This window comes from Myxococcus sp. AB025B, assembly GCF_006518215.1.
In the GTDB taxonomy this organism is placed as follows: domain Bacteria; phylum Myxococcota; class Myxococcia; order Myxococcales; family Myxococcaceae; genus Myxococcus; species Myxococcus fulvus.
Genome location: NZ_SRLW01000061.1, coordinates 1 through 25,641 on the forward strand (window position 1 = coordinate 1; position 25,641 = coordinate 25,641).

Below are 25,641 nucleotides of genomic sequence, written 5' to 3' on the forward strand. Positions count from 1 at the left end.
CCATCGCCCCCACCGACCCGCGTCATCCCCCGCGGCGCGTGGCCATAGCATCCGCCGTGCCGTCCCTCGGACACCGCTAGAAACCAATGACTTCGCGGGGTTGCGAAGGGGGCCCCGTCCCGCGGGATGGCCTGGGGGACCGAAACCGGAAAAATCTCCGGACCTCCGGGGAGGGCGTCCTAACGTGCGCGACCTCGCAGCCGAAGGGGAGGGAGCGCCTTGCGCCTGACAGCCATCGCCACCGCCGTGCTCGTGCTCGGTGGGTGCTCGCGAACGACGGAGGGGCCCACGCCCGCCGTGGAGCGGGTGGTCAATCCGCGAGCCCGCGTGGGCGAGCTCACCCGGCTCTGCAACGCCCAGGGAGGGGCCACGGGCTGGAGGCTGGAGCTCCAGGGCCGGCGCTTCTCCCCCGTGCCGGGCGAGGTGCTCACCGACGCGCCCACGGTGGAGCTGCCGGAGGTCACCCTGCGCGGCCCGTCCACGTACACGCTGACGCGCGAGCAGGTCTTCTATGTGCGGCCGGAGCTGCTGCTGCTCGACGTGCCCACGCGCGACAGCTCGCCGCCGGTGGAGCTCGCCCCGGGTAGCTACGCGGTGGAGGTGGCCAATCCCCTGGGCGGCACGGGCCGGCTGCCGGACGCGCTGCTGGTGGTGGAGCCGCCCGCGGTGGCGCGGGTGGTGCCGCCCGCGGATGGCTACTCGGCCGCGGACTCCAACCCCATCGTCATCGAGGGCCAGGGCTTCCAGCCGGGCACCAGCCCGCTGCTCTCCCTGCGCCGCGAGGGCGTGGAGGCTCAACCGCTCTTCTTCGTCACCGTCGTCTCGCCCACGCGCGTGGAGTCCGAGCTGCCGCCGGGCACGCCCGAGGGTGTCTACAGCCTGGTGCTCGCGCATGGAGACGGGTGTGAGGCCGTGGCGACGGGCGCCCTCGACGTGCGCTACCCGCGCCTGGGCCCCCTCACCGTGTCACCGAGCTCGGGCGCGGAGCGGGCCGACACCACCGTCCTCATCCGCAACACGCCCACCGGCGCCCAGCGCGCGTTCAGCGCCGTGCCCGAGGTCTACATCGTGGCCCCCGTGAAGTCGGCGCCGTCCCAGACGCAGCGAATCCCCCTGCGCTCGGTGGAGCTGGTGTCGCCGCAGGAGCTGCGCGCGGTGGTGCCCACGTGCTCGGGGTTCGACGAGCCTGGAGGTGACCCCACCTGCCCGGGCGGCATCGTCGTGGGCGGCCCCTATGCGCTCGAGGTCCTGGACCCCGCGGGCGCGCTGGGCGAGGTGCCCGCGACGGAGGGCTTCACGGTGGTGGGCGGACCTGGCTTCACCTCGGAGCAGGCCGCGCCCCTCGACGTCCCTGGAGCCGTGCAGCCATGAATGCCCTCGTGCTCGTCGCGCTCGCGGCGCTCACCTCCGGCGCGAAGCCCGCCCCCACGGAGGAAGGCAACGTGCTGCTCGCGCCCAAGGTGGGCTTCTTCAAGTCCACCACGTCGCTGGGCGGAGACCTCTACCTGGGGCTGGAGCTGGGCTACGTCACGCCCTGGCTCGAGCGACGGTTGGCCGTGACGCTGGAGGTGGGCTACCACCGCCCGCAGACGTCCGGCGTCCTCACGGACCCGCAGCTCGGAGGCTTCGGCGCGCCGCCGCCGGATGGCCGCTACACGCTCGCGGTGCGCGAGGTGGCCTTCCTGCTGTCGGCCGTCTATCGCTTCGAGCGGGCCTTCGGCTCGCTGACGCCGTACGTGGGCGGAGGCCCCGGGCTGTACCTGCACCGCGCCACGTCGGACCTGTTCGGCGCCACGGCGTCGGAGAGCGGCGGCGGACTGGGGCTCCAGGCCCTGCTCGGCGTGGAGCTGCCGCTGGGTCCAGGGGGCCTCTTCCTGGAGGCGCACTACCACCTGGCGCCGCTCGACTTCGTCACCACGGGCGACGTGAATGTCGGCGGCGTCCTCGCGGGCGGACTGGGCTACCGGCTGCGCCTGTGACGGGCGCTCAGGCCCGCCCCACCGGCGTGCGCAGGACGCGCAGCAAATCCTGCGCGACCAGCTCGCGCACCGCCGTGCGCAGCGACTCCAGGAGCTGATGGAGGGACTCGGCGGATTCGCCGGGGGCGTCCACGACGCGCTCGCGGACGCCATCGAGGATGCGCATCCGTCCGGGCACCAGGGCGATGACGGGCAGCGTGGGGTAGCGCTTGCGCAACAGCCCCAGGAAGAGCGGGTGGTCCTCGTCCTGCCGGCGCAGGTCCACCACCACGAGCGCGGGCGGCGAGGACGCGATGGCGGCGAGCGCGTCGTCCGTGTCGCCGGTGGCGGAGATGGACAGGCGCTCGTCGCCGACGGCGAGCACGCGGCGGAGCAGCTCCCGCGACGCGGCATGGGGACTGGCGATGAGGACGCGACGCATCTGCCTGGGAAGCTAACCCTTCCAGACCGCGATGGCCGCACCCGCGAAGGCGACCGCCGAGCCCAACACCCGGGCCGCCGTCGCCGGACGCCCTTCCACCATCGCATCCCAGATGAGGCTGGTGACGAGCTGGGCGGCCATGAGCAGCAGCACGGACTGCACCGCGCCCAGCCGGCCGATGGCCCACGGCATGCCCACGACGATGACCACGCCGCACAGGCCGGGCAGCAGGTGCCAGGGGGTGAAGCCGGAGAAGCGCCCCTCGGCGGCGGCGGCCTCGGGCCAGAGCCCGGGCACGGTGCGCGCCACCGCGTACACGGCGAAGGTGGCCACCGTCGCCACCACCATGTTCATGAGGACCGCGCTCAGCAGGCCCCACTGGCCGGCGAAGCGCTTGTTGAGACCACCTTGGGCGACGACCGCCAGCCCACACAGCAGGGGAACGAGCGAGACAAAACGCATGGGCGCGGGTGGGTACCCCGAACGCCGGGCCGGCCGCAAGGTGGCACGCTCGGACTCGCGGGGGCTCTCGACTTCTCAAGAGGCTGGCGAAAGGGGAAACGACCGGCTACGTCCAACGCTCGCCCCATGGACGCCCCCCTCGAGCTCCACTTCGACTGCGGCACGCTGGTGGCACCCACGCTGCCGGACGACGCGCGACTGGGCGCCCTCTTCCAGAAGGACGGGCGCACGGGGGTGTACCGCGCCGCCGCCCGGCACTACCGCGAGGTGGTGCTGCGGTTGCGCGAGCTGGGGGTGGCGTACGAGGACCGCGCGAAGCGCTTCGAACCGCTCGAGGCGGAGCTGACGGTGCCCATCCAGCCGTTCCCCCACCAGCGCGCGGCGCTCGATGCCTGGACGCGCGCGGGCGGCAAGGGGCTGGTGGAGCTGCCGACAGGCGCGGGCAAGACGCTGCTCGCGGTGCTGGCCATCGCGCACGTGAAGCGGCCCACGTTGGTGGTGGTGCCCACGCTGGACCTGATGACGCAGTGGCAGGGCGTGCTGGCGCGCCACTTCTCGCTCCCGGTGGGGATGCTGGGGGGCGGGGTGAACGACCGGCAGGCGTTGACGGTGACGACGTACGACTCGGCGGCGATGCAGACGGAGTTCCACGGCAACCGCTTCGGGCTGCTCGTGTGTGACGAGTGTCACCATCTGCCGGCGCCCAGCTATCGGTTCATCGCGGAGGGCTCGCTGGCGCCGTACCGGCTGGGGCTCACCGCGACCCTGGAGCGCACGGACGGCGGCGAGCGGGTGGTCGAGGACCTGCTGGGGCCGCTGGTGCATCGCACCGACATCCGCGAGCTCCAGGGGGAGTACCTGGCGCCCTATGAAGTGAAGCGCGTGGAGGTACCGCTGACGGCGGAGGAGAAGGCGCGCTACGACGAGGCCCGGGCGTTGTATCTGGGCTTCGTGCGGAAGCTGGGCGTGCGGCTGTCGGCGCCGGAGGGCTGGGCGCGCTTCCTGGCGCAGAGTCAGCGTAGCGACGAGGGCCGCGCGGCGTACCGGGCCTATCGCGAGCAGCGCCGCATCGCGCTCACCTCCAGCGGCAAGCAGGAGGTGCTGTGGAGAATCCTGCTGGAGCACCGCGAGGACCGGGTGCTCGTCTTCACGGACGACAACGAGACGGTGTACACGCTGGCGCGACGGCTGCTGCTGCCCGCGCTCACGCACCACACGCCGATACCGGAGAGAAAGGCGCTGCTCGCGGCGTTCGCCTCGGGGGAGCTGCCGGTGCTGCTCACCTCGCGCGTGTTGAACGAGGGCGTCGACGTCCCGGAGGCACGTGTGGGCGTGGTGCTCAGTGGCAGCGGGAGCGTGCGCGAGCATGTGCAGCGTCTGGGGCGCATCCTCCGCAAGCGCCCCGGGAAGAGGGCGATGTTGTACGAGGTCTGCTCCGCGCAGACGGCGGAGAGCGGCATCAGCGAGCGGCGCAGGCAGCACGACGCCTACCTGGAGGAGGGCTGAGATGCGACGCCAGCGCTCCGGCAGCTTGCGCCCAGCCACCATGCCCGGACTCCCGGGGGGTGACGCGCGTCCCTGGGCCTTCACCTGTGGAGCCCCGCGACACGCAAGCCACCGCCGTCCCGTTCGTCGATGGGCCTCCATTTACCCGTTCGCTCTTCGCGGGGCGCGCCGTGCCGCCCCGGGAGTTGCTCGCGTACCGCGCGCAGAAGCGCATCCTCCGTCCTGCGCTCGTGAAGCGCGACGTCCCCGCGCCCCTCGCGCGCTCCAGGGGAGGCGCGCCGTGCAGGCCCGGCTCGCATGCCGCACGCGGGAGGGCATCCGCCGTTTGGCCTTCGTGAGGCATGACGCCCCCCGCGCCCTCCACGGGAAGTGCGCCATGACGCCCCGGCTCGCGCACCACGCTCAGAAGCGCGTCCTCCGTCTCGCGCTCGTGAAGCATGACGCCCCCGCGCTCTCCCCGGGAGGCGCGCCATGCTGACGCGGGAGCTGCTCGCGTACCGCACGCAGAAGGGCATCCTCCGTCCCGCGTTCGTGAAGCGCGATGACCCGGCGCTCCTCGCACTCGCGGCCGAGCTGCTCGCCTCCATCGAGGCCTCGCGAGGCGCCATCTGTGACGATGTGGAGGAAGGCCTCGGCCTGCTCGCGGGCGCCTGGTCGCGTCCGAAGATCGCGCGCGGTCTCGTGAAGCTGCTCGTGGACCGGCTCACGTTCGAGGAGCCCGCGCCCGATGTCTCCGAGACCCGCTGGGCCCGACTGAAGACCGCCGCCCAGGTGCTCCGCGCCCTCACGCCCGACACCACGGTGGAAGCGTACGAGGCCCGACTCGAGCAGGCCCTCTCCACACCGCTCCAGGATGCGCGCGCGGCGCTGTACGCGGACCTGCCCGGAAACCGGAAGCTGCTCGGCTGGGACGGCGAGCCCCCCACGGCGCAGGCGCTGGTGGACCGCTACAACCTCGCCCTCGCCCAGGGGCCGCTGCTGTCCGCGCGGCGACTGACGCTGCGGGCTCGCGCACCGGAGCTCTTGCGCGTGCGCAAGGTGCTGCGCTGGCTGAAGTTCTGCCGGCTCGTCGCCGAGGTCCGACGCGATGGCCCGGACTGGGAGCTGGAGGTCGAAGGCCCCGGCGCCATGCTCGCCCTGCAGAAGAAGTACGGCCTGCAGCTCGCCTCGTTCCTGTCCGTGGTGCCGGTGCTGGAGCGCTGGGAGCTCAAGGCCACGGTGGAGCCCTCGCGCCACCAGGCCACGCTGATGTTGAGCGACAAGGACCCGCTCGTCTCTCCCCTACCCGCCGCGTTGGGTCACGTCCCCGAGGAGGTCGCCTCCCTGTCCTCCAGCTTCGAGGATGACGCGTGGGAGCTGGACCTGACGCCGCTGCCCCGCCATGTGGGCGCCGCCAGCCTCTGCGTGCCGGACCTCACCTTCCGCCACCGCGGCTCGCGTCAGGAGGTCGCCCTGGAGCTGTTCCACGCCTGGCACGCGAGCGCCCTCACCCGCCGCCTCGCGGAGCTGCGCACCCGACCCGACGCGGGGCTGCTCCTGGGCGTCGACCGCGCGCTGCTGACGAAGGAACCCGCCGAGCGAGAGACGCTGGAGGCCCATCCCCAGGTCGTGCTCTTCCACGGCTTCCCCTCCGCGAAGAAGCTCAAGGACCGGCTGTCGAAGCTCTCCACGACGAGCCCCCGGAAGTAACGGGGACAAGCCGCGGCTCAGGTGCCCTTGGGCTTGAACTGCGCGGCCAGCACGCTCAACAGGCGGATGGCGCTGCGGTCCAACTGCTTGGCCCGGCGCAACAGCCGGCGCAGCTCCCCCGACTCGCCATACTCGCTGGGAGGCTCCGCGGCCCACTTCACCTCCTGCGAGGGCTTGAGCCCCAGCGCCTCGTCCGCGGAGATGGAGAGCACCACGCACAGCCGCCGGAAGGTCTGGATGCTCGGCAGCATGTGGCCGCGCTCCAGCCGCCCGTAGACTTCGCTCGCGATACCGATGCGCTCCGCGACGTCGGCCTGCGTCAGGTTCAGCCGGGTGCGGGCCAGGCGCGCAGCTCCTCCGAGGCGGGATGCGAGGGTCTTTTCCATGTTCGTTAACCTAACGGGTTCGTCCATGTCGATATGACTTGAGAGGTTGGCATCCAAGAACTTCCCAGGTAGTCTTATGGGAAGCAGACCTGATGCGTCACCTCACCCGCGCCACGTCGATGCCATGAGCACGCAGCCCTTCGTCACCTTCCTGTTCGTGGATGAAGACCCCCTCGCGCTGTCGGCGTGGCGTCGGCTCGTCCGGGACCTCCCCGGCGCCAAGCGCTTCGCGCGCGACATGGCGGAGGCCCTCGCGCTCGTGCACGAGCAGCCGCCGCGCGTGGTCGTCAGCGGAGACCTGCTGCCGGATGGAGACGGGCTGCACCTGCTCCAGGCGGTGCGCGCGCGTCACCCGCACACCGCCTGCGCGCTCCACGCGGTGCGCCCACCTCCCAGGTCGTGTCCGCGCGAAATCACCTGGGTGGACCGCGCCGCGCATCCCCGGGAGCTCCACTCGCGGCTCCGCGCCCTGGGACAGGCCACCGGCCACCCCTGGGCCTGAGCCGTGGCGGCGCATGCCCCCCGGGCACGTTAAGGTGACGCACGCCCCCATGAAGCTCTACGCCATCAGCGACTTGCACCTGCGCCACGCCGACAACAAGCAGGCCCTGCAGAGCCTGCCCGCCTTCCCGGACGACTGGCTCATCGTCGCCGGCGACGTGGGCGAGACGCTGTCCGAGATGGACTTCATGCTGCGCACGCTGACGGCGCGCTTCCGCCAGGTCATCTGGGTGCCGGGCAACCACGAGCTGTGGACCCTGCCCTCCGAGCAACCCTCCCTGCGCGGCGACGCGCGCTACCAGCGACTGGTGGCGCTGTGCCGCGGCCACGGCGCGCTCACGCCGGAGGACCCCTACCCGCGCTGGCCCGGCGAGGGCCCCCACCGCGTCATCGTCCCCATGTTCCTGGGCTACGACTACTCGTTCCGCCCGGACCACGTACCGGAGGACAAGGCGCTGGAGTGGGCGTTCGAGGACGACCTCTTGTGCACCGACGAGGTGCTCCTGCATCCGGACCCATACCCCAGCCGCTCCGCGTGGTGCGCCGCGCGCGTGGAGTCCACCCGGGCCCGGCTGGACGCCCTGCCACCGGGTTGCAGCACCATCCTCGTCAACCACTACCCGCTCCGGCACGAGCACGTGCGGCTGCCGCGCATCCCCCGCTTCTCCATCTGGTGCGGCACCCGGCGCACCGAGGACTGGCACGCGCGCTACCGCGCCGAGGTCGTGGTGACGGGCCACCTGCACATCCCGCTCACGCAGTGGCGCGACGGGGTGCGCTTCGAGGAGGTGTCGCTGGGCTACCCCATGCAGTGGAAGCACCGGGGCGGCATCGAGCGGTGCCTGCGCGAAATCCTCCCCGGCCCCGCCACCCGCCCGCTCTAAGGGCTTCGCACCGCTGGAAATGAATCGGCCCCGGACGTCCGTGAGGAAACGGACGACCGGGGCCTTGGAGCGGCGCGACGTTGAAGCCGTGCCGTCTACATCCGGTGATTACTTGTGCGACGCGATGAACGCGATGCCCTGGTAGCCACCCTTCGCGCCGTAGACCTCGATGTAGTACTTGCCGGCCGGCACGTTGATGAGGTTGCACACCTCGGACTGGTGCTCCTTCACGCTGCGGCAGTCGTAGTCGAACTTCGTCGGCGCCGAGCCCAGCTTCACGTAGATGTCCGGGTTGCCCTCGCCCTCACCCGTCTGGATGTACAGGCTGTTGATGCCGGTGCCAGGCTTACGCTCCGGAACCACGATGGTGTACACGTTGGAGGAGCCCGCCGCGCCGGAGAGGTTCTTCAGCGCCACGCCGGACTGCACGGGCACGTAGCCACCCTTCCAGGTCACCGTCAGCGTCACGCCGGAGAAGGTGCTGTAGGCGTTGAGCATGACCACCCACCGGCCGGTGCCCGGCGCGGCGAACGTGCAGGACTCCGTGTTGCCCGCGCGGTACGGACGGCAGTCGTACAGGCTGGTGGTGGGGACGTTGTTGTAGCGGACGTACAGGTCCGCGTCGCCCGTGCCGCCGGCGATGGAGACGTTCAGGTCGTACGCGCCCTCGGGGACGTTGAACTCGTAGTACTTCTTCTGGCCGCTCGTGGAGCCGATGCCGGAGATCGGCACGTCCTTCTCGATGGGGGTCGTCTCGACGATGATGGGCACGCCCACGCCCACGGCCTTCCAGGCGTTGGTCACCGAGGCGATCTCATCTGCCGTGTAGCCCAGCTGCGCGGCGGCCTGCTCGGTCTGGGTCTTCGCGTCCTCGAAGGTCGCGTTGGGCGTCAGATTGCCCTCCAGGTTGGCGCGGTAGAAGATCTGCGCGGCCTTCTCGATGCCGATGCCGGTGACCGAGATGGTGGTCTTGCCCGTCGGGTGCGTGCCACCCTGGGACAGCAGGTAGAACGCCAGGTTGGAGATACCCGAGCTGTAGTGCACGTCCACGCTGTCGTCGTAGTCGTGGAAATAGTCGAGCGAGTCGCCGTCCTGCGAGGGGTTCGCCATGTAGCGCAGGGCGTCGTTCGGGATGGACGGAGTCCACACGTCGTCGCCGATCAGCCACGTGCGCGCGCTGACGACGTTGCCGTCGCCGTACCACTCGCACACCGCGCCGAAGATGTCCGACATGGACTCGTTCAGGCCGCCCGACTGGTTGTCGTAGATGAGGTCGGACTCGTTATCCGTCACGGCGTGCGTCAGCTCGTGCGCCGTCACGTCCAGCGAGTTCGCCAGGTTGCTGGCGTTCACGCCGTCGCCATCGCCGTACACCATCTGGGTACCGTTCCAGAAGGCGTTCACGTAGTTGACGCGGTGGTGGACGGTGCTGATGAGCGTCGCGCCGTTGCCGTCGAAGGAGTCACGGGCGAACAGGTCCTGGTAGCAGTCGTAGACGGTGCCCAGGTGGTCGTAGTTGGTGTTGACGACCGGGTCGGCGACCTCGGGCTGCCCCTCGGTGCGAACCACCGCGCCAGGGAGCGTCGTGGTCTGGTTGCCGTTGTGCATCCGGCGGACCAGGCCCTCCTTGATCTGCGGGTGGCGGGCAATCACGTCGCCGTTCGTCGCGTTCACCAGGACGACATCGCGCACGGGCGTCCCGTCGCGGCGCTCACCCGTCTGGATGAGCTTGTAGACGAGCAGCAGCTCGTCGCCGTCGCGGTAGTAGACCAGCTCGTGGCCGTCCTCGATCTTCAGGCCGTCGAACGTGGAGCGGTCCGCCTGGAGGGCGTCCTTGGCCGCCGACACGTCCACGCTCGCCTTGGCCGCGGCCTTCAGGTCGCTGCGGGTGTTGGTGGACGCCGCGATGACCTTGCCACCGCGCGTGGTGATGCCCAGCTGGCCGTACAGCACGGGGATGTTGTTGACCTTCACGTCATAGACGATGTGGCCGTCGCCCTGGCGGTCCGTGAACGTCCGCTTCAGGACCAGGTCCGCCGGGTCCAGGTTCAGCTGGGGCGCGATGAGCGCCGCCACCGGAGCCAGGTCCGCCTGGCCCAGGGCCGCGAAGCCCGCAGCCGCCTGCGGTGCGGGGCCGAGGTCGCCGGTGATGAACTTGGCGACACCGGAGGAATCCGTAGCAACAACCTTCTTCCCGGTCAGCTGCAGGGCCGCCGCGCTCTTCGTCGCGGTGTCCTGGGGCTTGGCCTCGGGGGCAGGGGTGGACTCGTTGCAACCGACGAGGAAGGACAGCGCCGCGACACCAAGTACTCCACGTACTCGCTGATTCACCATGTAATCCTCCTAAACGGAAAGATTAGGAAGCACAGTGTCACAGGACGGTTGTGTATTTCAAGGTTGCGCGATAATTTTACTAAGTAGCTTATTCTCAAATTGCGAGTTTAGGCGAGAAGCTTCAGCTATTTCAGCAACTTATCGGAGCCCTACCCGCCGCTTCCGCCAGGCCGTACGACGTAGTGGGTAACCCTGGTGTGAACAGAAATCCGCGAAAATGCGTGGCCGGAAGGCCCCTCACGGGGTCCGCGCGCGGACCGCATTTCTCGCGGTATTTCCGGGGAGTTTCTGGGAGGAAGGAAATCCGGCGTCCGAGTGGCGCGGCCATGGTTTCAGGCTCGTGCTCTACCGCTGAGCTATCTCCCGATTGAAGTCGGGAGAGCTGGAGTCGAACCAGCGCCCCCAAGCACCCAAGTGCGTGTCGGGCCACACCGGACGGACGCCGGAAATCCTCACGGTGGACGCGCCCGTCAGGACGAGGCTGACAGCGGCGCGCGCGTCGAGTTGCTTTGCGGAAGCGGACGGGTGCGCGAGGCTTGCGTCCCGGGAGGAAGGCACATGCGCGCACTTCAGCTGCAGCGACTGGACGGACCCGACGGGCTGGCGTTGGTGGAGCTTGCCGAGCCCGAGGCGCAGGACGCGGTGCTCATCGACGTGGTGACGGCGGGGGTGAGCTTCCCCGACTTGCTGCTGACGAAGGGGCAGTACCAGCTGAAGCCGCCCTTGCCCTTCGTGCCGGGCGTGGAGGTGGCGGGCGTGGTGCGCTCGGCGCCCGAGGGCGCGTCGGTGAAGGCGGGAGACCGGGTGATGGCCTTCAGCTTCGGGCTGGGAGGCTTCGCGGAGGTGGCGGCGATTCCCGCGGAGATGGTGTTCCGCATCCCCCAGCGCTGGAGCTTCGAGGCCGCCGCGGGCGTGGTGATGAACTACCACACGGCGCACTTCGCGCTGCACCGCCGGGGCCGGCTGAAGGCGGGAGAGACGGTGGTGGTGCACGGCGCCGCGGGCGGCGTGGGCACCGCGTCCATCCAGGTGGCGCGAGGCGCGGGCGCGCGCGTGGTGGCGGTGGTGAGCGACGAGCGCAAGGCGGAGGTGGCCCGCAAGGCGGGTGCGCACGAGGTGCTGCTGTCCTCGGGCCCCTGGCTCACGCAGCTCAAGGAGCTGACGGACGGCCTGGGCGCCAACGTGGTGTTGGACCCGGTGGGTGGGGACATCTTCGACAAGAGCCTCAAGGCGCTGGCGCCGGAGGGACGGCTGCTGGTGGTGGGCTTCGCGGCAGGCCGCATCCCCGAGGTGGCGGTGAACAAGCTGCTGCTGCGCAACATCGACGTCGTGGGCGTGGCGTGGGGCGGCTTCCTCATCCACGAGCCGTCGCTGACGCCCACCATCGCCAAGGACCTGGAGGCGATGGCGGACCAGGGTGTGCTCGAGCCCGTCGTCGGCCCCGTCTTCCCCCTGGAGCAGGGCGCGCAGGCGCTGCGCGAGCTGGACGCCCGGCGCGCGACCGGCAAGGTCGTCCTGCGCGTGCGCGAAGGCTGACGTCTCGGAGGGTGACGGTGCGCTCCGGCCGCCCTCCGAGCATGCGGCCCACCGGGCCCTGGCGCCGCTTCGCTGCGGCGCCCGGCCCTCGTCCGCAGCTTTGGAGCCAGGAGGTGACGGCGCCATGGCGGAGGACTCCATCCTCGAGCGACAGCACCAACGGGAGCGGGCGCAGGAGCGACAACGGCTGCGCGAGCAGGAGCAGCGGGACCTGGAGGTGGAGGCCCATCGCGGGCCGCGGCCCCTGGAGGGTTACGCCGGCGGGCACACCACCTGGGCCAGCGCCCAGGATGACGCGGAGGCCGCCATCGTCCATGCGAACGACGCGGAGCAGTCGTGGGAGGCCAGCCAGCGCCAGGCGCGCCTGGAGCCGGAGCCCGAGGACCCCGACGCGCGCGAGCGCGACTGATGCGGTCCCCGTGGCCCACGTTCTAGCCATGGGGTTACACGAGCAAGGAGATTGCGCGTTACAGTCGGGAACATGTCCGCCCCGCCCTTCCGTGCCGACCTCCGCGTGTTCGTCGAGCAGCGCTGGGTGGGGCTCGCGGACCTCCAGGGCCTGGAGCGGGAGTACCTCGACGAGGTGCTCCGTCGTCCCCGCGTGAGCTGCTGCAGCTTCGTCGGGGGCTTCTTCATCGACGTGGGCGGCGTGGCCTTCAGCGACGAGAACTCGGTCGACGAGTTCTGGATGACATGGAGCTGGTTCTTCGCGTTGGACAAGCTCCTCGACGGCGCCGACGAGGCACAGGCCGCCCCTTGGGAGGAATCCGCCATGAAGCTCTGGCGCCAGGGGGACACGCTGGTCCTGGAGGACCGGAGCGCGAGCGGCACGCCCCTCACCCCACGCGTCGAGGTGGAGCTCCGCCCGTTCTCCCGGAGCCTCGCGCGACAGGGGCTCGAGCTCCTCGCGCTGGGGGAGCGGCTGCTCGCGCAGCTCGACACGCGCTCGCCTCCCGTGCCGGCTCCGGTGCGCCTGGAGTTCGAGCGGGCCCTCCGGCTGCCCAGGGACATCGTGGAGCGCGTCGCCGAGAAATCCGGCCCCTGAGCCCACACTGCCCCGGCAAGCGGCCGTGGCGACGTTAGAGTCCACACCGTGCCCTCGCATCCTCCCGCCACCGTGCTTCAGCCCGACGAGGCCCGCCGCTTCCTCGTCGCGCACCTCGGGCTCGCGCGCCCCTTCCCGCTGCGGGGGGCCCGGGGTGCCCGCGCGCTCCTGAAGCGCCTGCGCTGCATCCAGTTGGACCCGCTGGATGTCATTGGCACCAACGCGGACCTGGTGGCGCTCGCGCGCGTGGACGGGCTGGCGCGCGGCGACGTGTACCGACACCTGCTGCCGGGGCACGCCTTCGAGCACTTCGCCAAGGAGCGCTGCCTGCTGCCCGCCAGCGCGTTCCCCTACTACCGCGAGCGCGCGGCCCAGGCGCCCTGGTGGCGGCTGGAGGAGCGACTCAAGCGGGTGCCGGAGGCGGTGCTGCACGCGGTGCTCGAGGAGGTGACGGCGCGCGGTCGCTCCTCGTCGCGCGAGCTGAAGGACCATGGCGCGGTGGTGCCCATCGACTGGAGTGGTTGGAAGGGCACGGCCCGCGCCACGGCGATGGCGCTGGAAATCCTGTGGACGCGCTGTCAGGTGGTGGTGTGTGGCCGAGGCCCGGGCGGCAAGCTGTACGACGTCCCGCATCGCGCCCTGCCCCGGATGGCCGAGGCGCGGGTGACGCAGACGTTCGAGCGCTGGGGGCTGACCGAGCGCGTGGAGGCCGCGGGCCTGCTCAGCCGCGCGAGCGGTCCCCACTGGTCCACGCTGACCGAGGTGCGCACCTCCTCGCTCCCCGACACGCTGGTCGACGAGGGCGTGCTGGAGGCGGTCAGCATTCCCGGCTCGCCCCGGCGCTACCTGGCGCCCGTGGGCTTCCGGGAGCGGGAGCAGCCGGAGCCCGACGCGAGGATGCGCATCCTCGGGCCCCTGGACCCGGTGCTGTGGGACCGGGAGCTGGTGCGCGTGGCGTTCGGCTTCGACTACACGTGGGAGGTCTACAAGCCCGCCGCGCGGCGTGAGTGGGGGTGGTACGTCTGTCCGCTGCTCCATCGAGGGAAGCTGGTGGGACGGCTGGAGGCGCGCGTGCGCGAGGGCGTGCTCCAGGTGGACAACCTGTGGCGGCAGAAGGGCGTGAAGCTGGACGACGCCGCGCTCGACGAGGCGCTCGCGCGTCATGCGGCCGCGTGCGGCGCAGAGATGGTGCGCAGGCCCCGGGCGCGCGTCACGGGTCGAGCCTCCTGAGTCGAATCAGGGCGCAGGCTTGGGCAGCTCGCGCTCCAGCGCGTCGGCGGCGCCAGCGTCCTTGTGGACCCCGAAGCGCTGGCGCGAACACATGAGCAACTGCCCCGCGTAGACGGTGTCTGAGAGGGCGCCCACGAAGTCGCCGTGCTCGGCGAGCGTGCGTGCCCGCTCGTCCATCAGGTGGGCGAGGATGCGCGCCTGCTCGGCGTGCCCGAACAACCGCACGACGGAGCGCGCGCCGAACAGGATGAGCGTCTCCAGCTCCATGCCGAGCGTCGTCTGACAGGCCTCGCTCAGGCTGCGCAGGCTGTCCTCCAACGAGCGGTTGGCGCGGACGCGGGCGAGGTCTGGAGCCAGTCGACCGAGCTCGCGGAGGGCTTGGAGCGCGTGGGCCTGACGCAGGATGGGCATGCGAAAGCCAAGTACAGCCCGAGCCAGGGGAATCATCCAGCCCCCCGGGTGATTCCCCCCGCGCCCGCCCGGAGGACCGGGTCACACTCCGTGAACTGTACGAGGACCCCGGGAGGCTGCGAGACTCGCCCCTGGTGGCAGAATCCCCTCCCCTCGCCTCGGACGCGCCCGCGATGCCCGACGCCCGTGTCGCGAGCCGACGCGAGCGGGGTGTCGTCTTCGCCGCGTCCTTCCTGTTCCTGCTCCTGCTGGAGGCGGGGCTGCGCCGCTTCACCCAAGACGGGCTGCGCTTCCAGGCGTGGAGCTCCGAGCGGATGATGCAGACGCTGTCGCTGCGCGAGCTGCGCGACGAGCCGCTGCGCTCCCTCTGGTATCTGCACATCCAGCCGCCCTTGCTGGACGTGCTCCGCGCCGCGCTGGCCTTGTTCCAGGGCCCGCTCGAGGACCTGGCCCTGGTCGACGCCGTGGACCGCTGGACCTATGTCGTCTGGGCGCTCGTGTTCGCTGGCACGGTGACGCTCGTGCATGCCTGGGTCTTCCAGGTGGCGGGGCGGCGCTTCGCCCGCGTCGCCGCGGTGCTGATGGCGCTGCATCCGGGGACCCTCGCCTTCGCGACCCTCCTGGACAGCACCGCCGCCAGCGCCCTCGCCTTCCTGTGGTTCTGCTTCGAGCTGTGGCGCCTCCCACGTGAGGACGGCTCCATCGCCCGGCTCGCCGCCGCGTCGCTCGTCCTCTTCTTCCTGCGCTCCATCTTCCAGTGGCCGTTCTTCCCACTGGTGGCCCTGTGTCTCGCGCTCCGGGGGGCCTCGGCCCGGAGCGTGGGTCGCTATCTCGTCGTCGTCGCGCTCTTCGCGGGCCCCTACGTCGCCAAGCAGCTCGCCCTGTTCAACACGTCCATGACGTCCAGCTTCGACGGGCTCAACTTCTGTCGGGCCATCGGCCTGGGCGAGCCGGACCTCGGCGCGGTGCGGCTGCCCGACAACGTGCTGCCCAGGTCCCTGCCGCCGCCGTCCAGCGCCGCGGTGCTGCGCACGGACGAGAAGCTCGGGGGCAACTACAACTACAACCACCTGGATGCCCTGCGGTACTCGGTGGGGCTGAAGTACGTGTGCCGTCGGGCCCTCTTCGAGCGGCCCCTCTCCGCGACGCTCGCCTCGTTCGCGGAGAACGCGGTGATGTATGGCGTGCCGTCCAGCCGCTACCAGCCCAACGTCCTGGTGGACCGGCTGCCGTGGCGAGCGCCGCTCGACTTCGTCTTCTCGTCGCCCGTGCTCTGGGTGCTGGTGCTCCTCGCGGGAGCGCGGGCCGCGCGGGAGCTGAAGCGTCGTGAGGACTGGCTCCAGGTGGCCGGGCTGGTGTTGCCGGTGATGTTCGTCGTCTCGGTGAGCGTGCTCTTCGAGAAGGGCGAGAACATGCGGTTCAAGTACTTCATCGAGCCGGTGTTGCTCGTGTTCCTCTGCGCCCAGGCCGCGCGACTCGCCGCGCGAGCCCCTGCCCGGTCTCCGACACACGCGGTCTCCCCTGGGCCGGGTGACGGCTCGGTGGCGCGGTGACGTCAGCGGCCGTCTGCTAGGCTCGGGGCCAACATGAAGGACCTGGACGCCATCCTCCGCGCTCGCGCGCGCTCCCATGGGCCCTGGGTACTGGCCACGGTGGTCGCCGTGTCGGGTTCGTCGTACCGCAAGCCGGGTGCCCGGATGTTGATGAGCGAGGACGGCTGGCTCGCCGGAGGCGTGAGCGGCGGGTGCCTGGAGGCCGACATCGTCCGCAAGGCGTTCTTCTGGACGAGCACCGGGCCGCGCGTGCTCCGCTACGACTCCACGGGAGAGGGCATCGAGGACGAGGGGAGCCTGTCCTTCGCGCTCGGCTGCAATGGTGTCGTGGACGTGCTGCTGGAGCGCTGCGAGCCCGGCCCGGCCGATGCCCTGGTCTTCGCGGACGAGGCCCGGAACCTGGGAGGTCGCGCCGTCATCGCCACCGTGTACCAGGGCCCCGCGCAGGCCGTGGGGACGCGGTGGATGGTGCGTGACGATGGCGTGGAGGCGGGACACCTCGCGGGCGCACTGGGCGATGCCGTCCGCGTCGCGGCCCGCGAGGCGATGGAGCAGGGCCGCACGTGGAGCGGACCGTGTGGCGGCGCGGACGTGCTGGTGGAGGTGGTGGAGCCGCCCCATGAGCTGGTGTTGTTCGGCAGCGGGTTCGACGTCGCGCCCGTGGTGACGCAGGCCGCGAGCCTGGGCTGGCGTGTCACGGTGGTCGCGGACCGACCCGCGCAGACGCTGCGACGGAGGTTCCCCCTCGCTCACGCGGTGGTCTCCGCGAAGGCGGGTGAGGCGGCGACGTCGGTTCCGGTGTCACCTCGCTCGCTGGTGGTGTTGATGACGCACAGCCTGCCGCAGGACCAGGAGCTGCTCGCGGGATTGCTCCCGCGTCCGCTGCGGTATCTGGGCGTGTTGGGTCCGCGCTCCCGCACGGAGAGGTTGCTCGCGGGGCTCGCCACCGCGCCGAGCGCGACGATGCTGGAGAAGCTGCATGCCCCGGTGGGGCTGGACCTTGGCGCGGAGGGCGCGGAGGAGATTGCCCTGTCCATCGTCGCCGAGCTTCAAGCCGTGGTGTCGGGGCGAGAGGGCGGCAAGCTGCGCGAGCGCCGCGCGCCCATCCACACGGTGGCGCCGCCTCCCGTCCGGAAGCTCGCGTGAAGACCGAGCGAGACCTCGGCCCGGGAAAGCACGGCGGCTTCCACGGAAGCTCGTGTGAGGACCGAGCGCGACTTGAGACGAGCGCGAGTGGCGAACGCCACGCCATCGTCGAGTCCTCCCGCGTGAGGTTCGAGCGCGACCTGGGGCGAGCGCGAGTGGCGAGCGACACACCGTCGTCGAGTTCTGTCGCGAAAGCGCGCAAAAGGACCAAGCGCGACCTGGGGCGAGTGCGCATCACGAGCACCGCGCTGTCGCCGAGTCCTCTCGCGGAAGCCCACCCACGGCCTTCGCGTGAGAGGGGGCGGCTGTGAACGAGCCGCGCTCCCTCGGAAGCAAGCCCGGAGCTGAAGCGCGAGCAGGCGTGGTGTTGCTCGCGGCGGGGGGCTCGTCTCGGCTCGGACATCCCAAGCAGCTCGTCGTCCACGAAGGGAAGACGCTCATCCGACGCGCCGCCGAAGCGGCCCTGTCCCTCGGCGAAGGTCCCGTGCTCGTGGTCCTCGGTGCCCATCGGGACACCATCGCCCCCGAGCTCGTCGACCTCCCCTTGCGAGTCATCGAGCATCCCGACTGGGCGCTCGGTCCCGGCGGCTCCCTGACGATGGGGCTCTCGGCGATGTCCTCGAGTGCCCCCGCCGTGGACGCGGTGCTCTTCATGCTCTGTGACCAGGTCCGCGTCACGGCATCACATCTCCGAACCCTCGTGGAGACCTGGCGGACCACCGGTGCGCCCATCGTGGCCTCCGGATACGACGGCACGCACGGTGTCCCCGCGCTGTTCTCCCGCGTCGTGTTCCCGGAGCTGGAGGCCCTGTCTCCCGCCCAGGGGGCACGTGGGGTGATTGCCCGCGAGCCGACCCGCGTCGCCACCGTGCCGCTTCCCGGAGGCGGCGAGGACGTGGACACGCCCGCGGACCTGGACCGGCTCGCCCCTCGGCGGCCCGTGTAACCACATTGCCCCCCGATGACTCGAACAACCGGGTGGCGACTCGCCCCCGTCACCGGATTGCGACCCACGAGGCTGACCCGCCGCGTCGAAGTTCGTCCCATGAGCGGGCAGAGCGCCGGATTTCCCGCGCAACCGGCATGGACCTCGTCCAGGCCCTGTAACCGGTATGAAGCCCTGACGACGCCTGTAACCGGTATGCGCCCGGGACACCGCGGCTCGGCCCTGTCCGCGCTGTCAGTCGAACGGCATCCCTCCTATGCTGAGTCACGCGCGGTCGCGTCGGTCAGGCCCAGGTCGGGGGATTCTCATGGAGTCTGAGCAGCCCACCCTCATCCAGAAGGAGCAGGCGTCCCCTGACACGACAGGCTCGGACGAGCGCGAGTCCTCGTGGAGCACCGCCGAGGTGCTCGTCATCGGCGGCCTCGGCCTGCTCGTCGCCATCGCCGTGGTCGGCCTCTTCATCGGCGTGGCGAAGTGGCTGCTCAAGTACAGCCTGCTGGCGCTCGGCATCTACGTCCTCTTCTCGCTGACACGGCGCTGGCTGCGCGGCGCGAAGCAGCAGGCCCCCTCGGAGCTCACGCCGTACACATCGCCCCAGAAGACCCGGGCCGAGCAGCTCCAGGAGATCGACCCCGCGCAGGCCCTGGCCCGCTTCAAGGCCGAACACATGTCGGAGGCCCCGCCTCCCGCGCGGACCCACCGCAAGCCGTGAGCACGCCCCTCTTCCACCCGGCCGGAGCCCGCCCACGTGCGGTCCCCGCTTCATGATGCGCCGTTCGCGCCGGCACCTCGGCTGGGTGCTGCTGCTCGTCGCGGCCGCGCTGCTCGTGCTCTTCCCGCGCGCCATCGACGCGCTCAAGTCCCTGGAGCAGCTGCCCGCGGCGCCGCTCCGTGCGGGCTCGCTGCTCGTCGCGCGCCCTGGCCGCGTCTCCGAGAACTTCGACGAGACCGTGGTGCTGCTCCTCGACGCGGGCGCCCAGCGCAGGACGTGGGGCGTGGTGCTCAATCGCGTGCGCACCCGTCAGGGCGAGCGCCTCCCCGAGGGCGTGGACCGCTGGGGCGGGCCGGTGGACCCCGCGCTCCACATCACCCTCACCCTCCGCCGCCCGGCCCCCGAGGGAGCACAGCCCCTCCTCGAGGGCATCGCCTGGTACGAAGGACGCCGCGAGGCGCACCTGCCCGTCGGTGAATCCCTCACCTTCGAGGGCATCTCCGCATGGTCCCCCGGACAGCTCGAGGAGGAGGTGGCCCGAGGCGCCTGGTGGGTCCTCGAAGGCCAGCCCGCCGACGTGTTCACCGCGCCGGGCTCGCTGTGGGAGGAGCACGCCGTCCGCCACCTCTGAGCGCGCCGCGCCAGCAGCACGCCTCATGGAGCACATGGGCTCCCAAGCCCCTCCATCCGTCGGATACCCGACAGCGCCGCAATAGCGCGAGGCCGCCACGCCTTTGGAAGAGCCTGGGCAGTGACTACCTCCCCAGGACCCCACGTCTTCCCGGCGGACTCCCCATGCGACGACTCCCTGCACTCCGTTCTTCTCACGTCCTTCGAGGGCTCGCGCTCGCCGTGGCCTTCTCCTGCGCCTCCGCGAGCGCCCAGTCCACGGCGACTCCGCTGGAGGACAACCAGCGCATCACCGAGGGCTACATCGCCATCGCCTACGAGCTGGGCGCGGTGCTGGACCCGGCCCTGCAACCCGGTGGCGCCAGCGCCGTGCGCCCCACCTGGTTCACCTTCGCACCCAATGCCTCGCGCACCGGTGGCGAGGGCATGCTCGGCACCGCCATCGCGAAGCGCATCATCGCCGCCGCGCGCGGACAGCCCTCGCTGTCGGTGCTCCATGCGCTCCAGCGCGTGGGGCTCGACCTCCAGCTGCGCGCCACGCCGGAGAAGCTGGGCCTGGAGCTGGTGCTGCGCGGAGTGCCCACGGACGCGGCGGCCTCGCTCGGCGCGCTCATCACCTCGCTCAACACCGCGGCGCTCCTGGACGTGCGCACGCTGAGCATCACCGCCGCGCGCTTCGCCGCGCTCTACCAGTCCTCGCCGGGCTTCTGGCCGCTCGACAAGGTCGAGAACCTGGTGCTGACGCTGGAGCGCACCCTGCACGAGGGCAACCTCGCCATCTTCTCGGACATCGGCGGCTCGGGGCAGCTCTACCTGGCGTGGCGCCGGAGCGCCGTCGGCGCGGTGACGCCCGAGCGCGTGCTCGCGGAGTTCACGCTGGTGGACGCGGTGCCCGCCCAGGCCGTGCAGGCCTACGACTACGCGCTGGCGCACGCGTTCGACACGCCGCGCCCCTCTCAGTTCGACCAGCTCTTCCCAGGCATGCACTACAAGAGCCTGCTGGTCGCGGCCTTCGCGCTCTACGAGCAGGCCCGCCTGTCCACGAGCCCCGCCACCCGCGACGCGCTCATCGCCGTGGCCAACAACTACATCGCCTGGCGCGAGCAGCACGACATGGCACAGCCCGTCTTCTCGCCCGCCTCACCCCGCTCGGACGAGGTGTCCCGCGTCGCGCTGCTGCGGGCCCTCACCCCGCTGCTGCGCACCGAGTTCGGCACGGTCATCTGGAACTACGCCGACTATGCGAACAGCCAGCCGGACCGCGACGGCAACCCATTGACGTCGCCGCCCACCGAGTACAACTGGGCCGACTTCTGGGACCGCTGGAACGGCATCCTCTACGCCTTCGACCAGGCGTACCTGGACCCCACCGGAACGTGGGTCATGCCGGAACCCATCGTGGACCCGACCGCGCCGACGGGCGGGTCCTGAGTCGCATGTCCCGCCCTCGACGCGGGGCCGGCCTGTGGAGGGGCCGAGGTCGGGGCTGGTGGATGTCCCGTCGTGCGGACGCCGCGCCGCAGCGCGATTCCCCAGGCGGAGCGGATGACTTGACGCATTTGGAGGGCCAGGGGACGGTTCAGGTCTACATGAGCCCCTCGTCGTCCACCGTGTCCTTCCCTCCCACTGACACCCCTGTCATCCCCACGGGAGCCATGCCCGCCGCGCCCGCCGACGAAGCCGCGCTCTCCGCCGAGGCCCGCCTGTGTGTGCTGCGGGAGATGATGAGCGAGGCGTTCCTCTGCCTGGACGCCCAGGGGCGCATCCGCGAGGTGAATGGCCGCGCCGCCGCGCTGCTCGGCGTGCCCGCCCAGGAACTGCAGGGCCAGGAGCCCTGGACAGCCGAGCCCGCGCTCGCGGGCACCGTGCTGCACGAGCGCTTGATGGCCGCGCTCTCCACCCGCGAGGGCGGACGCTTCCTGGCGGAGCTGCCCTCGCGTGTCTGGCTGGACGTCAATGTCCGCGTGGTGGGCGAGGAGACGTGGGTGCTCGCCGCGGACATCACCCGGAGGCAGCGCGCGGAGAGCGAGGTGGCCAGGACCGAGGAGCGCTTCCGTCAGCTCGGCGAGCGCTTCCAGGTGGCGCTGGACTCCGCGCAGATGGCCGTCTGGGAGACCAACGTCGCCACCGGCCAGGTGTTCCGCTCGGAGGGACATGACCGCCTCTATGGCTATCCCCATCCGCTGGCGGAGTGGACGCACGAGCGGTTCATCGAGTCGCTCCACCCCGACGACCGCCCGGCCGTGCAGACGCAGCTGGCGGACATCGCCTCGGGCAAGACGGACGCGTACGTCTCCACGTACAGGACGCACTGGCCGGATGGCTCCTGGCACTGGCTCACCAGCCGCGCCCGGGTGCTGCGCGACGCGACGGGCAAGGTGATGGTGGTGCGCGGCGCGCTCCTGGACATCACCGCGCTGAAGGAGACGGAGTTCGCGCTGCAGGAGGCGGTGCGCACGCGCGACGACTTCCTCTCGCTGGCGAGCCACGAACTGCGCACGCCGCTGACGTCCCTGCGCCTGCAGGCCCAGCTGCTGCGGAGGCTCGCCGAGGGCCAACCGCAGGAGACGCTCGGCTCACCCAAGGTCCAGGGGAAGCTGGACACCACCGAGCGCCAGCTGCGCAGGCTGGGCGCGCTCGTGGACAACCTGCTCGACGTCAGCCGCATCCGCACGGGCAAGCTGGACTTCCACTTCGCCGAGGGAGACCTGGCCGCCGTCGTGGCGGACCTGGTGGCGCGCTTCGGCGACGAGGCCCGGCACACCGGCGTGCCGCTGAGCGCGAAGGTGGACGGGCCGATGGAAGGCCGCTTCGACCGGCTGCGCCTGGAGCAGGTGGTGAGCAACCTGCTGTCCAATGCCCTGCGCTACGGCGCGGGCAACCCCGTGTCACTGTCGCTCACGCGGCACGGCGACAAGGCGAAGCTGACGGTGTGCGACAGCGGCCCGGGTGTGCCCGTGAAGGACCGCGAGCGCATCTTCGAGCGCTTCACCCAGGGCGACAACGCGCGGCGACAGGGCGGGATGGGTCTGGGCCTCTACATCGTCCGGCAGATTGTCGAGGCGCACGGCGGCCACATCCACGTGGAGGACACGCCCGGCGGCGGCGCCACCTTCGCGGTGGAGCTGCCGCTCTAGGGCGCGCCGGGCTCATCGCGGACGAAGGCGAAGCCCGGAGGCACGTCGAGGCGATAGCCCGGGTCCTCGAACACCAGCCGCGCGCCGGTGCCCTCCAGCATCTCCCTCAAGTGACGCACGTGCACACGCAGCGCGTTGTCGTGCAGCCTCGGGTCATAGGCCGCTTCCCACATGGCCCGCACGCAGTCCTCCTTCGGCAGCGTGCGGCCCGGGCGTCGGGCCAGCGCGTAGAGCAGCCTTCGCGGGAGCACACGCTTCGCGAGGGAGACGGAGCGAGCCCCCGCGCGCAGCTCGTGGTGGCGCGCGTCGAGCACCACCGCGTCCGACGCGGCGACGGGCGCCTCGACGGCCAGACGCGAGCCGGTGGAGGTCACCACCCGCAGCGAGGCGAGCGTGCGCGCCAGCTCGGGAATCAGCTCCGGGTCCGCCTCACCCTCCGCCGCGGAGCGCGCCGCGGCCTCCAGCGAGGCACGCGACTCCGCCGCGCGCTCGGCCAGCCGGTGCAGCAGCGCCCGCGACAGGTGCGCCAGCGCGCGCTCCAGGGCGAAGTCCTCGCCGCGCGCCAGCGGCTCCAGCGAGGCCAGGAGTCCCTCGGCGCGAACGCTGTCGCCCGCCGTCGCCGAGGCCAGCGCCGCCAGCGCCCGCTGCCGCGCCGCCATGCCCGGACGCACCTCGCGAGGCTCCACCACCGACGGGCGCTCCACCTGTCTCAGCACATCGGCGGCGCGGGCGGACTCGGCGGCGCGGGCCAGGCCCTCGGCGCCTCGGGCCCGCGCGTCCGCCGCGGCCTCGTCGAGCAGCGCGAGCCCCTCCGCGCGCCGCCCCAGCTCCAGCAGCATGCGCCCGGCGCTGACGCGGGAGAGGTGGTGGATGAAGAGATAGCCGCCCTGCTGCGCGCGGGCCGACGTCTCGCGCAGGCCCGCGAGCGAGGCCCCGCGCTCTCCGCGCTCGCCCCGGACGAGGGCGGCGATGCAGTCGAGCTCCAGCGCCAGCCTGGGCGCGCCCAGCTGGCCCAGCTTCTCCCGCGCGCCCGCGAGCGCGGCCTCTGCTTGAGCGAAGCGGCCGAGCCTGCTGAGGATGCCCGCGGACATGGCGGCCACCAGCGGCCCGCGCGAGTTGAGCGGCGCGTCCTCCAGCAAGGACAGACACTGGTTGAGCGGCTCCTCCAGCCCGTCGTCCCGGCCCTCAATCCAACACATCAGCGCGCGGGCATAGGCCCCCCAGCCGAGCACGCGCCGGTCCTCGGACGCGGAGCACGCCGCGTCCAGCATCTCCAGGGACTCATCCAGTCGCCCCTGGAAGAAGCGCAGCGCGGCCCACGCCAGGAGCTGCTGGAGGAACACCTCCGCGTCGCGCGGCATGGGCATCGACTGCAGCGTCCGCTCGCACGCGTCCAGCTCCAGCGAGAAGAGCGCCACGCGCACCAGCACCGTGCCCACCTGCTCGCGCAGGTCCGCGTCCCCGTCCTCACCGAGCGACGCGCGCAGCGCCAGGAGCTCCTCGTAGGCACGGCGCAGGTCCAACAAACGCACCTGGGCACGGGCCCGCGCCAGCCCCACGTCGGGCGTGCACAGCGCGGGCGGCAGCGAGCCCAGGAGCGTGAGCAGCTCCCCGGCCGCGCCCTGTCTCACGAGCGCCTCCGCCTCCCCGACGATGAAGGCCCGACGCTCCTCGTGCCGCCCCAGGGCCTGCAGGTGTCGGGACATCGCGCGCACCCGCACCACCTCCGGCAGCGGCTCGCGTGACAGCAGCGCGAGCAGCGCCTCGTGCGCGGCCCGCGACTCCTCGGCGCCGAGCAGCGACTGGAACGCCTCGCGCACCAGGTCGTGCACGCCATGGCGGCCGCGCGCATCCGTCTCCACGAGGAGCCGGGCGGACAGTCGTCGCAGCGCCTCGCTCGCACCTCCGTCCGGCAAGACGTCGGCGAGCGCGGAGGCGGCCAGCGGCAGCTCCGACAGCGCGAGCACCGCGGCCACGCGCCGCTCGTCCGGCGGCAGCGACGAGAGCGCCGCGCGCACCGGCTCCTCCACGTCCGCGTCGTTCGCGTGCGCGCGGCGCAAGAGGAACGGCACGCCCCGGGAGCGGGCCCAGGCCGCGGCGAAGCCCTCGCGCGCGCCATACAGCGCGTCCAGCTGACGCCACAGCAGCCTGGCGGCGGGCTCCGGCAGCCCGTCCAGTCGCAGCTCGATGCGGTCCGGGCTCGTCGCCTGGCGCGGGAGCTCCTCGCGCGAGGTGGCCAGCAGCGCGCCCCTTCGCAGCCGCCCTCCAAGCCCCTCCACCAGCGCCACGCGCTCCTCGCGCGCGAGCGCGTGCAGGTCATCCACCACGAACAGCGCCCCGCGCGCATCCAGCTCCCGGGCCAGGTCCTCCAGGCGCGCGTCGTCCGACAGCGCCTGCGCCACGGGCGCCTCGCGCAAGAGCCGGCGCGCGTCGTCCACCACCGAGTCCAGCGCGTCCCCCGGGGCGATGCGACGGTGGACCACCGGCCCCCGATGGCGCGCCGCCACCGCCGCCACCAGCGCGGACTTGCCCACCCCGGGCAGGCCATAGACAACCCCGGTGCGCACGCGGCGCAGCAGGCTGCTCAGCCGCTGGAGCTCCTGCTTGCGTCCGACGAAGACCGCGGGCGGCCCCACCCCTCGCGGCGTGGATGTCCGCGCCACCGCCTCGCGAGGCTCCCGCTTCCCTCGCGAGGCCGTGCCCTGTGCACGTCGACGACCACGGGGAGGGGGCGTCGTGCCGGCGCGCATGCTCACCTCGTCACGCTCCAACACGAGTCACCGGCCCGGGACGCTCGCCTCCCCTCACCCTGCGTGAGGGACGGCGGGAACAACGTCTCGAACTCCAGCGCGCGGCCAGGTCTCATGTGCCCCAGCCTGACACACCCTCCTGTCCCATTCGTATGTCCCCCCTTGGACACCTGGGGTGTGCGCCCCTCGCGAGCCGCACCTACCCGGTGAGCTCCCACCCGACATCGTGGGTTCCAATATCACTCCGATTTTTCACATTTTGTCGCCCGTCGAGAAGGAATTGGCGCCCGGACGAAAACAACCGGAAGTGAAATCGCGCATCATTCCCCGGTTACCTGAGGGCCAGGGAGCAAGCAGCCGTACCCGGTCAGCGAGCCCCCAGG

23 protein-coding genes are annotated in these 25,641 nt (G+C 71.6%); 17 read left to right on the plus strand and 6 right to left on the minus strand.

What is annotated here, in order from left to right; genetic code table 11:
- Positions 1 to 219 precede the first annotated feature (219 nt).
- The gene (locus FL311_RS12780) at positions 220 to 1,371 is read left to right on the plus strand and encodes a hypothetical protein (protein ID WP_141325309.1); all 1,152 of its coding nucleotides are present in this window, start codon (positions 220 to 222) and stop codon (positions 1,369 to 1,371) included.
- Positions 1,368 to 1,979 (plus strand): outer membrane beta-barrel protein, encoded by a 612-nt coding sequence (locus FL311_RS12785; RefSeq protein WP_141325310.1) that lies wholly within the window; start codon positions 1,368 to 1,370, stop codon positions 1,977 to 1,979. Before FL311_RS12780 ends, FL311_RS12785 begins: the two co-directional genes overlap by 4 nt.
- A 7-nt stretch (positions 1,980 to 1,986) precedes the next feature.
- Here the strand turns inward: FL311_RS12785 and FL311_RS12790 are convergent, their stop codons facing one another.
- Both FL311_RS12790 and FL311_RS12795 read right to left on the minus strand, forming a co-directional pair.
- Positions 1,987 to 2,400, minus strand: a complete 414-nt coding sequence (locus tag FL311_RS12790) for a response regulator (RefSeq protein ID WP_141325311.1) — start codon at positions 2,398 to 2,400, stop codon at positions 1,987 to 1,989.
- A 12-nt stretch (positions 2,401 to 2,412) separates the two neighbouring features.
- Positions 2,413 to 2,862, minus strand: a complete 450-nt coding sequence (locus tag FL311_RS12795; protein ID WP_141325312.1) for a DMT family transporter — start codon at positions 2,860 to 2,862, stop codon at positions 2,413 to 2,415.
- Between the two features lie 126 nt (positions 2,863 to 2,988).
- Here FL311_RS12795 and FL311_RS12800 point away from each other — a divergent pair, with 126 nt between their 5' ends.
- A complete protein-coding gene (locus tag FL311_RS12800; RefSeq protein ID WP_141325313.1) occupies positions 2,989 to 4,368 on the plus strand; it encodes a DEAD/DEAH box helicase in 1,380 nt (459 codons plus the stop codon).
- A 471-nt stretch (positions 4,369 to 4,839) separates the two neighbouring features.
- Positions 4,840 to 6,057: a DUF790 family protein gene (locus tag FL311_RS12805; protein ID WP_141325315.1), complete on the plus strand. Its 1,218-nt coding sequence runs from the start codon at positions 4,840 to 4,842 to the stop codon at positions 6,055 to 6,057.
- A 17-nt stretch (positions 6,058 to 6,074) separates the two neighbouring features.
- Here the strand turns inward: FL311_RS12805 and FL311_RS12810 are convergent, their stop codons facing one another.
- On the minus strand, positions 6,075 to 6,443 hold the full coding sequence (locus FL311_RS12810) for a helix-turn-helix transcriptional regulator (RefSeq protein ID WP_046715939.1): 369 nt from the start codon (positions 6,441 to 6,443) through the stop codon (positions 6,075 to 6,077).
- Positions 6,444 to 6,567: 124 nt separating this feature from the next.
- Here FL311_RS12810 and FL311_RS12815 point away from each other — a divergent pair, with 124 nt between their 5' ends.
- Both FL311_RS12815 and FL311_RS12820 read left to right on the plus strand, forming a co-directional pair.
- Positions 6,568 to 6,945: a response regulator gene (locus FL311_RS12815; protein ID WP_228556840.1), complete on the plus strand. Its 378-nt coding sequence runs from the start codon at positions 6,568 to 6,570 to the stop codon at positions 6,943 to 6,945.
- A 49-nt stretch (positions 6,946 to 6,994) separates the two neighbouring features.
- The gene (locus FL311_RS12820; RefSeq protein ID WP_141325319.1) at positions 6,995 to 7,828 is read left to right on the plus strand and encodes a metallophosphoesterase; all 834 of its coding nucleotides are present in this window, start codon (positions 6,995 to 6,997) and stop codon (positions 7,826 to 7,828) included.
- 108 nt (positions 7,829 to 7,936) lie between these two features.
- Here the strand turns inward: FL311_RS12820 and FL311_RS12825 are convergent, their stop codons facing one another.
- Positions 7,937 to 10,162, minus strand: coding sequence for a M4 family metallopeptidase (locus FL311_RS12825; RefSeq protein ID WP_141325320.1), 2,226 nt, complete (start codon positions 10,160 to 10,162; stop codon positions 7,937 to 7,939).
- Positions 10,163 to 10,720: 558 nt separating this feature from the next.
- Between FL311_RS12825 and FL311_RS12830 the strand changes: the two genes are divergently transcribed.
- From FL311_RS12830 to FL311_RS12845, 4 genes are all read left to right on the plus strand, one after another.
- Positions 10,721 to 11,698 carry an NADPH:quinone oxidoreductase family protein gene (locus FL311_RS12830; protein WP_141325321.1) on the plus strand — a complete coding sequence of 326 codons (978 nt, stop codon included), beginning with the start codon at positions 10,721 to 10,723 and terminating at the stop codon, positions 11,696 to 11,698.
- Between the two features lie 124 nt (positions 11,699 to 11,822).
- Positions 11,823 to 12,107: a hypothetical protein gene (locus FL311_RS12835; RefSeq protein WP_141325323.1), complete on the plus strand. Its 285-nt coding sequence runs from the start codon at positions 11,823 to 11,825 to the stop codon at positions 12,105 to 12,107.
- A gap of 72 nt (positions 12,108 to 12,179) precedes the next feature.
- Entirely contained in the window at positions 12,180 to 12,743 is a 564-nt protein-coding gene (locus FL311_RS12840; RefSeq protein WP_153882680.1) for a hypothetical protein, read from the plus strand.
- Positions 12,744 to 12,791: 48 nt separating this feature from the next.
- Positions 12,792 to 13,973: a crosslink repair DNA glycosylase YcaQ family protein gene (locus FL311_RS12845; protein ID WP_141325325.1), complete on the plus strand. Its 1,182-nt coding sequence runs from the start codon at positions 12,792 to 12,794 to the stop codon at positions 13,971 to 13,973.
- Positions 13,974 to 13,979: 6 nt separating this feature from the next.
- Here FL311_RS12845 and FL311_RS12850 read toward each other — a convergent pair whose 3' ends face one another.
- Positions 13,980 to 14,384 carry a hypothetical protein gene (locus tag FL311_RS12850; protein WP_141325327.1) on the minus strand — a complete coding sequence of 135 codons (405 nt, stop codon included), beginning with the start codon at positions 14,382 to 14,384 and terminating at the stop codon, positions 13,980 to 13,982.
- 173 nt (positions 14,385 to 14,557) lie between these two features.
- On the opposite strand from FL311_RS12850, the gene FL311_RS12855 reads away from it, so the two are divergent.
- The 7 genes from FL311_RS12855 (at position 14,558) to FL311_RS12885 (ending at position 22,508) form a co-directional block, all read left to right on the plus strand.
- On the plus strand, positions 14,558 to 15,937 hold the full coding sequence (locus FL311_RS12855; protein WP_141325329.1) for a hypothetical protein: 1,380 nt from the start codon (positions 14,558 to 14,560) through the stop codon (positions 15,935 to 15,937).
- A 33-nt stretch (positions 15,938 to 15,970) separates the two neighbouring features.
- A complete protein-coding gene (locus FL311_RS12860) occupies positions 15,971 to 17,083 on the plus strand; it encodes an XdhC family protein (RefSeq protein WP_141325331.1) in 1,113 nt (370 codons plus the stop codon).
- Positions 17,084 to 17,444: 361 nt separating this feature from the next.
- A complete protein-coding gene (locus FL311_RS12865) occupies positions 17,445 to 18,029 on the plus strand; it encodes an NTP transferase domain-containing protein (RefSeq protein WP_228556841.1) in 585 nt (194 codons plus the stop codon).
- A gap of 307 nt (positions 18,030 to 18,336) precedes the next feature.
- On the plus strand, positions 18,337 to 18,741 hold the full coding sequence (locus tag FL311_RS12870) for a hypothetical protein (RefSeq protein ID WP_141325333.1): 405 nt from the start codon (positions 18,337 to 18,339) through the stop codon (positions 18,739 to 18,741).
- Positions 18,742 to 18,793: 52 nt separating this feature from the next.
- The gene (locus FL311_RS12875; protein WP_141325335.1) at positions 18,794 to 19,372 is read left to right on the plus strand and encodes a YqgE/AlgH family protein; all 579 of its coding nucleotides are present in this window, start codon (positions 18,794 to 18,796) and stop codon (positions 19,370 to 19,372) included.
- 164 nt (positions 19,373 to 19,536) lie between these two features.
- Positions 19,537 to 20,802: a hypothetical protein gene (locus tag FL311_RS12880; protein WP_141325337.1), complete on the plus strand. Its 1,266-nt coding sequence runs from the start codon at positions 19,537 to 19,539 to the stop codon at positions 20,800 to 20,802.
- Positions 20,803 to 20,960: 158 nt separating this feature from the next.
- Positions 20,961 to 22,508, plus strand: coding sequence for a PAS domain-containing sensor histidine kinase (locus FL311_RS12885; RefSeq protein WP_228556842.1), 1,548 nt, complete (start codon positions 20,961 to 20,963; stop codon positions 22,506 to 22,508).
- Here FL311_RS12885 and FL311_RS12890 read toward each other — a convergent pair.
- Complete coding sequence (locus tag FL311_RS12890; RefSeq protein ID WP_141325341.1) at positions 22,505 to 25,258, minus strand: winged helix-turn-helix domain-containing protein; 2,754 nt, start codon at positions 25,256 to 25,258, stop codon at positions 22,505 to 22,507. The two genes, FL311_RS12885 and FL311_RS12890, sit on opposite strands and share 4 nt — an antisense overlap.
- Positions 25,259 to 25,641: the final 383 nt, after the last annotated feature.